We start from the raw sequence: 7,830 nt of genomic DNA on the forward strand, positions 1-7,830 counted from the left end.
GCGCCCCCCTGCCCTTCCCCCCGAGCGCGAGCACGCCAGCGCCCTGTCCTTGCTGGGCATGCTCCAGCGAGAGGGCCGCTTCGTGGACTTCCTCCAGGAGAACGTCTCCGCCTTCTCCGACGCGGAAGTGGGCGCGGCGGCGCGCATCGTCCATGAGGGCTGCCGCAAGGTGGCCCAGACCTACCTGACGCTGGAGCGGGTGCTGCCCCAGTCGGAAGGGGACTCGGTGCCGGTGCCCGTCGGGTTCGACGCCCAGCGCATCCGCCTCACCGGCAACGTGGCGGGCCAGCCGCCCTACAACGGAATCCTGCGTCACCACGGCTGGCTGACGACGGCGGTGAAGCTGCCCACCGTCAGCCCGGCCATCGACCCGCGCGTGCTTGCTCCCGCGGAGGTCGAGCTTTCCTGAGCCGGCCACCACGGCCTCACCGCGCGAACAAACCCGCGTCTTCCAGGAGTTCTCGTCCGATATGGCCCGCTATTCCATTGGCATCGACCTGGGCACTACGCACTCCGCGGCGTCCTACTTCAATCTGGAGGAGGGCAAGCCCCGCGGCGGCGCGCAGTCCATGCTGCCCGTCCCCCAGCTGACCGCGCCCGGTACCGTCGAGGCCCGCCCGCTGCTCCCCTCCTTCCTCTATCTCCCCTCCGCGCAGGAGTTCCCCGCCGGAAGCCTGGCGCTGCCGTGGAAGCCGGAGGCCAGCACCCTGATGGGTGAGTTCGCCCGCACGCACGGCGCCAAGGTGCCCACCCGGCTGGTGTCCTCCGCCAAGAGCTGGCTGTCCCACCCCGGCGTGGACCGGCGCGCGGCGCTGCTGCCGTGGCAGGCCCCCGAGGAGGTGGAACGGGTGTCGCCGCTGGACGCCTCCGCGCGCTACCTCCGCCACCTCAAGGACGCGTGGGACCACACCTTCGCCCGCGAGCGCGAGGAGTCGGGCAACGCCCTGGCCGAACAGGACGTCATCGTCACCGTCCCCGCCTCCTTCGACGCGGCGGCGCGCGACCTGACGCTGGAGGCCGCCAAGGCCGCGGGCATCCCCAACATCACCCTGTTGGAGGAACCCCAGGCCGCGCTCTACGCGTGGCTGGAGGCCATGGGGGAGAACTTCCGCAAGCAGGTGCAGCCCGGCGAGGTCATCCTCGTGGTGGACGTGGGTGGCGGCACCTCCGACTTCTCCGTCATCACCGTGCGCGACAACGCCGGTGACCTGGAGCTGCTGCGCGTGGCCGTGGGCGACCACATCCTGCTGGGCGGCGACAACATGGACCTGGCGCTGGCGCACACGCTGAACCAGCGGATGACGGCCGAGGGCAAGAAGCTGGACGCCTGGCAGTTCAACGCCCTCACCCATGGCTGCCGCCAGGCGAAGGAGGCGCTCTACGCCGACCCGTCCCTGGAGCGCGCGCCCATCGCCATCCCCGGCCGGGGTTCGTCGCTCATCGGCGGCACGCTGCGCACGGAGCTGACGCGCGAGGAGCTGGACCGCGTCCTCACCGACGGCTTCTTCCCCGTGACGCCCGTCACCGAGCTGCCGCGCACCGCGCGCCGCACCGGCCTGGCGCAGATGGCGCTGCCCTACGCCCAGGACGCCGGAGTGTCCCGTCACCTGGCCGCCTTCCTCACCCGGCAGGCGCAGGCGCTCGCGTCCAGCCCGGACGCGCCGGTGGACGTCAGCGGCAAGGCCTTCCTCCACCCCACGGCGGTGCTCTTCAACGGCGGCGTCTTCAAGGCCGGCCCGCTGAAGGCGCGCGTCATGGAGGTGCTCAACGGCTGGCTCACGGCGGATGGCGGAGCGCCCGCCAAGGCGCTGGAGGGCGCGGACCTGGACCTCGCGGTGGCGCGCGGCGCCGCCTATTACGGTTGGGTGCGCCAGGGCCACGGCCTGCGCATCCGGGGCGGCACGGCCCGCGCCTACTACGTGGGCGTGGAGACGGCGATGCCCGCGGTGCCCGGCATGGAGCCGCCCGTGAAGGCGCTCTGCGTGGCCCCCTTCGGCATGGAGGAAGGCACGCAGGCGGACGTCCCGCCCCTGGAGTTCGGGCTCGTCACCGGTGAGCCCACCCGCTTCCGCTTCTTCTCCTCTTCCCTGCGGCGCGACGACAAGGTGGGCGTCATGCTGGAGGACGTCGACACCGAGCTGGCCAGCGGCGGGCTGGAGGAGCTGGCCCCCATCGAGACGACCATGCCTGGCCAGCCCTCCGTCTTCAGCGACCTGACGCCCGTCAACCTCCAGGCGGCGGTGACGGAGGTGGGGACGCTGGAGCTCCGGTGCCTGGAGAAGGATGGCCCCGGGCGCTGGAAGCTGGAACTCAACGTCCGCATGAAGGAGTAGAAAGCCATCCGTCAATCGGAGGCGTATGCGAATCGTTGGCATCGACCTGGGCACCACCCATTGCGCCGTGGCATCCGTGGACCCCTCGCGGGGCGCGGGTGCCCCCGTGGAGGACTTCGCCCTTCCGCAGCTCGTCCGTCAGGGCGAGGTGGCCCCGCGGGCCCTGTTGCCCTCCACCGTGTACGTGCCCGCCGGCCACGAGCTGGCGGAGGGCTCGCTCACGCTGCCCTGGGGGGATGACGGCGGCCCATGGGTGGTGGGTGAGCTGGCGCGCTGGCAGGGCGCGCGCGTGCCGGGGCGGCTGGTGGCCAGCGCCAAGAGCTGGCTGTGCCACCCGGGCGTGGACCGCTCCGCGCCCATCCTCCCCTGGGGTGCGCCCGCGGACGTCCAGAAGCTGTCCCCGGTGGACGCCAGCGCCCTGCTGCTGACGCACATGGCCCGCGCGTGGGATGACGCGCACCCGGACGCGCCCCTGTCGAAGCAGGAGGTGGTGATTACCGTCCCCGCCTCCTTCGACGAAGCGGCCCGCGCCCTCACGGTGAGCGCGGCGCGCAAGGCCGGCCTGGAGAAGTTCACCCTGCTGGAGGAGCCCCAGGCGGCCTTCTACGACTACACCGCGCGCCACCGGGCGGACCTGGAGCAGACGCTCTCCAACGTCCGGCTGGTGCTGGTGGTGGACGTGGGCGGCGGCACCACGGACTTCACGCTGGTGCACGCGGGCCTGTCGCCCGAAGGCCCCATGCTGCGGCGACTGGCGGTGGGCGACCACCTGATGCTGGGCGGCGACAACATGGACGCCGCGCTGGCGCGCCGGGTGGAGGAGAAGCTCTTCACGGACGGCCGCCGCCTGTCCGCCACGCAGTGGACACAGGCCATCCAGGCCGCGCGCACCGCGAAGGAGGCGCTGCTCGGCCTCGCCCCGCCGGAGAAGCACGGCGTGTCGCTGGTGAGCGGCGGCAGCAAGCTGCTGGGCGGCACGTTGTCCACGGAGCTGACGCGCGACGAGGCGCAGGCGCTGGTGCTGGACGGCTTCTTCCCCCTCACCACACCCGCTGACAGGCCACGCCGCGCCGCGCGAATGGCGCTTCAGGAGCTGGGCCTGCCCTACGTGCAGGACGCGGCGGTGACGCGGCACATGGCGGCCTTCCTCGCGCAGCACGCGGCGGCGGGCTTCGCCGCGCTGGGCGAGACGGCGCCGGCGGAGGGCGCCCTGCCCCGGCCGGACGCCATCCTGCTCAACGGCGGCGTGTTCAACTCGCCCCAGATTTCCGAGCGGCTGGTGGAGGCCCTCTCCGCCTGGTGGCCGAACGCGCCGCGCATTCCCCTGCTGCGGCACGAGTCGCTGGAGCTCGCGGTGGCCCGGGGCGCCGCGTACTACGGCCTGGTGCGGCGCGGCCACGGCCTGCGCATCGGTGGCGGCGCGGCGCGTGCCTACTACGTGGGCCTGCAGCGCGCGGCGGACAGCGCCGAGCAACCCGCGCTGTGCCTCATCCCCCGCGGCTTCGAGGAAGGCCAGAAGGTGGACCTGGGCGAGCGCCCCTTTTCGCTCACCCTGGGCCGGCCGGTGCAGTTCCAGCTCTACTCCACCACCAGCGACCGCATCGACAAGCCCGGGGACCTGGTGCCGCTGGCGGAGGACCTCAAGCCGCTGCCGCCCATCCACACGCTGCTCAAGGGCGCCTCCAACAAGGTGGCCGAAGTGCCCGTGCACCTCCAGGCGGCGCTGACGGAGATTGGCACGCTGGAGCTGTACTGCGTGTCCAACGTCGCGGACGAGCGGTGGCGCCTGGAGTTCGAGCTGCGCGGCACCGGCGGCTCGCACGAGCTGACCGTCACCGAGTCCATGCCCGCGCGCTTCGTCGAGGCGAAGGACAACATCGAGCGCGTCTACGGCAACAAGCCGCTGCCCATTGGCCCCAAGGACGTGAAGCAGCTCGGGCGCACGCTGGAGAAGGCCCTGGGCTCGCGTGAGACGTGGCGCGTGCCGGTGCTGCGGGAGATGTGGAGCACCCTCTTCGCGGGCGCGAGCAAGCGCCGGCGCTCGGAGGACCACGAGCGCGTCTTCTACAGCCTCACCGGCTTCAGCCTCCGGCCGGGCTTCGGCTACCCGCTGGACGGCTGGCGCGCGGAGCAGACCTTCGGCCTGTTCGACGCGCTGGTGCAGCACCACACGGACAAGGCGGTGTGGACGGAGTTCTGGGTGATGTGGCGCCGCATCGCGGGTGGACTGGACGAGGCGCGGCAGCAGAAGCTGTACGCGTACCTCCAGCCCCACCTGGCGCGGAAGGTGCCGCCGGACGCGCCCCCGCCGGGGAAGCTCAAGGGCATCCAGCCCGAGGGCTTGGAGGAGATGGTCCGCACCGCGGCCTCGCTGGAGCACCTGCAACCGGGTGACAAGGCGGAGCTGGGCCGGTGGATTGCCGCGCGGCTCAAGGCCGAGGCGAAGTCCGGCGGCCCGTGGGCCTGGTCCCTGGGGCGGCTGGGCGCGCGCGTGCCCCTGTACGGCAGCAGCCACAAGGTGGTGGACGTGGACACGGCCGAGGCCTGGCTCACGCTGCTGCTGGAGTTGGACCTGCGGAAGATTGACGGCGCGTCCTTCGCGGCGGCGCAGCTCGCCCGGCTCACGGGCGATCGCACGCGAGATCTGGACCCGGACCTGCGCGAGCGCACGGCCCAGGCCCTGCTGGCGGCGAAGGCCTCCGAGACCTGGGTGCGGATGGTGCGCGAGGTCGTGGCGCTGGAAGCCGCGGACGAAGCTCGCGCGCTCGGGGACACGCTCCCCGCCGGTCTGCGGCTGTCGTAGACCTGGAAGGCATGCTCCCGCGGGCGTTGGACCTGGAAGGTCCAGCCCCCGGGAGCTGGGACAGCGGCGGAGGCTCAGCCCTGCGCCGCGGCGACAGGCTCGGCGGGGGCTTCACCCGCTTCGGGGCTCGCGGCGGCCGGCACGACCTGGAGCACCGGGGCCACCTCTTCCACCGGCGCGGCGGCAGCGGCGTCCTTGCCCGCCTTGGGCTTCTTGCTGCCCGCGCCCGAGCGGCACGTGCGGCACCAGGGCTGATTCCGGATGGCGCCATCCGCCATCTTCCGCAGGCCGAACTGCGCCAGCGGCTTCAGCGTCTTGCACTTGATGCACATCAGCGAGATGAGCACCTCTTGACCATCCGCGTCGTAGACGGCGGACTTGCGACGCTTGCGCGGCTGGCCCTGCCCCGGTTCACGCTGCTTCGCCTTCTCAGGCGCAGGCGGCGCCATCATCGGGGTCACTTTGTAGAGCATGTCGGTTCCTCCAGCTCACGGGAGTCCACCCACGCAGGCCCTGGGCCACCTCGGAGTGGACACTCGCAGGGACTAGAGTAGGACCTCCGCTTCCCGTTGGAAACTGATCCCAGGCCGAAAAATCGGCCCCCGGCGCGATTTCTGTGCCCTCCCCCCGGGGTGAGTCCTCTCGTTCACCCCCAGCGGATCAGCCGTCGTCCGAATTTTCAGCCGGGACGCGCTCAGCGCGCCTCCTGCTGACACTCTGCTACACCCGTGTAGCGGACACGCCCCAAGTCGGGGGCCTCCAGCGTGCCGCCCCGGGCTTTCCCGTAGGCGACGAGCGCTTCGCGCAAGTCGAGCCCGTCGACGGGGGTCATCTCGATGCGCTCCGGTGGCACGGTGCTCAAGAGGGGCTCCAACCCGTCACCGCCTCGCGCCAGAAAGTCCGGGAGGGCCACCCGGTACATCTTGCGGGGGTCGAGCATGAGCGGCTGACCGCCGGTGAGGGCCACTCCCGAAAACCGCCCAGGCCCCGGGCAGCGCGCCAGCGTCACCTCGAGGCCGGAGACGGCGAAGACGGAGCCCATGTCGTTGCCATAGGCCAGGTGCAGCAACCGGGACAGCTCGGGGCCCGTCAGGGTGGCCACGGCCACCGTGTTGTCGAAGGGCAGCGCCTCGAACACCTGACCGAAGGTGAGCGGCCCCGCGGCCAGGTCCGCGCGGACGCCGCCCGGGTTCATCAGCCCCACGTCCGCGTTGGCCGACGCACGCAGCACGTCCGCCACCAGATTGCCCAGCGCGCCCTCCTCCGTGTAGCCGCGGGCCAGGGGCGTGGCCGCCACGAGCCCCAGCTGGCGATTCTGCGCCTCCCGTGCCAGCTCCAGCGCTGGCGCCAGCAGCGGCGCCACCTGCGCGTCGGGGACCACCGGCTCCGCCATGAACGACGCGGGCTCCAGGCGCACCTGGGGCGCGTTGCGCAGGCGGCGGCCGTCACACGTTCCCTGGGTGGCGTCCACCTTCGCACAGAGGGGAATGGCGGCCTGGATGACGGTGCGCTCGGGCAGGATGCGGCGACTGTCCGGGTCCACGAACAGCTCCACCACCCCCAGGGAGCGCGCCAGCCCCGTCGTCTCGATGATGGGCACCTGGGCGAAGAAGTGGCCCATCGTCTGGTGGGTGTGCCCCGCCACGATGGCGTCGAGCGTGCCCGGCGGCAGGAGCTTCAGCATCGACAGAATCTCCGCGTCGCCCTCGTCGCAGCTCGACGTGTCGCGGGGGTTGCTCAAGTCCGCGCACTTTCCTCCCGCATGCGCCACCACCACCACCACCTCCGCGCCGCGCGCGCGCAGGGAACGGGACGCCTCCAGCGCGGCGGGCGCCAGGGGCAGGAAGCGCAGGGACGACACGTTGGCGGGATTGGTGACCTTGGGGGTGGCCTCCGTGGAGAGCCCGATGATGCCCACCTTCACGCCCTTGACCTTCATCAGGTACGTGCCGTCATTGCCCGTCCAGCCGGGGCGCGCGCCGGTGGAGGCCTCGCGGAGGTTCGCCGACAACATGGGGAATCTCGCCTGGCCGATGCGCGCCTTGAGCGCCCCCAGCGCGTCATCCCCGGGCCGCTGCGCCATGGAACCCGGCCCCACGGGGCCATAGTCGAACTCGTGGTTGCCGATGGCGGCCGCATCCACCCCCAAGTGGTTGTACACGTCGATGACGACGGCCCCTTCCGTGAGGTTGGAAGGCAACGTGCCCTGGAACATGTCGCCCGCGTCCAGCAGCACCACGCCGCCCGGGTTGGCCGCGCGCAATCGCGCCACATAGGCCGCGAGCGTGGCGGCGCCGCCCTCCTCCACCACCTGGCCGTCCTTCAGTGGCGTGCGATGGGGCTCCACCTGTCCGTGGAAGTCGTTGATGCCCACCAGGGTGATGCGGATGGGCTCCGGCGGCGCGCCGCGTGTCCAGAGGCCGGAGCACGCGGTGGTGGCCCCGCACGCCAACGCGAGGGCGATGAGTCGAGAGAAACGCATGAGGGCGCGCACTTCAGCGCGGCGCGCGCCCGCTGGCAACGCGCTTCAGTCGCGACGGCGACGCCCCACCCGCACCAGGGCGAGCAACGCGAACGCAGCGGTGGCCGGCACGGAGGCCGAAGCACACGAACAGCCCGACTCGTCGGGACGATTGCCCGGGCCTGGCGTGGGCCCCGGACCACCGGTGCCCCCTCCGTCCCCCGGGCCACCGT

6 protein-coding genes are annotated in these 7,830 nt (G+C 72.2%); 3 read left to right on the forward strand and 3 right to left on the reverse strand.

Annotated features, from left to right (window positions below; translation table 11 throughout):
• From HNV26_RS36135 to HNV26_RS36145, 3 genes are all read left to right on the forward strand, one after another.
• Positions 1-409: DUF2760 domain-containing protein (locus tag HNV26_RS36135; protein ID WP_171453000.1), on the forward strand; the 409-nt coding region annotated here is incomplete at its 5' end.
• Between the two features lie 61 nt (positions 410-470).
• Positions 471-2,333 (forward strand): Hsp70 family protein, encoded by a 1,863-nt coding sequence (locus HNV26_RS36140; RefSeq protein ID WP_171445403.1) that lies wholly within the window; start codon positions 471-473, stop codon positions 2,331-2,333.
• Between the two features lie 25 nt (positions 2,334-2,358).
• On the forward strand, positions 2,359-5,136 hold the full coding sequence (locus HNV26_RS36145; RefSeq protein WP_171445402.1) for an Hsp70 family protein: 2,778 nt from the start codon (positions 2,359-2,361) through the stop codon (positions 5,134-5,136).
• Between the two features lie 74 nt (positions 5,137-5,210).
• Here the strand turns inward: HNV26_RS36145 and HNV26_RS36150 are convergent, their stop codons facing one another.
• From HNV26_RS36150 to HNV26_RS36160, 3 genes are all read right to left on the reverse strand, one after another.
• Positions 5,211-5,609, reverse strand: coding sequence for a hypothetical protein (locus HNV26_RS36150; RefSeq protein WP_140865253.1), 399 nt, complete (start codon positions 5,607-5,609; stop codon positions 5,211-5,213).
• 221 nt (positions 5,610-5,830) lie between these two features.
• Positions 5,831-7,618, reverse strand: a complete 1,788-nt coding sequence (locus HNV26_RS36155; protein ID WP_171445401.1) for a bifunctional metallophosphatase/5'-nucleotidase — start codon at positions 7,616-7,618, stop codon at positions 5,831-5,833.
• Positions 7,619-7,663: 45 nt separating this feature from the next.
• The coding region (locus tag HNV26_RS36160; protein WP_253817373.1) for an MYXO-CTERM sorting domain-containing protein at positions 7,664-7,830 on the reverse strand (167 nt) is incomplete at its 5' end.

Source organism: Myxococcus xanthus, assembly GCF_013116825.1.
Classification (GTDB): domain Bacteria; phylum Myxococcota; class Myxococcia; order Myxococcales; family Myxococcaceae; genus Myxococcus; species Myxococcus xanthus_B.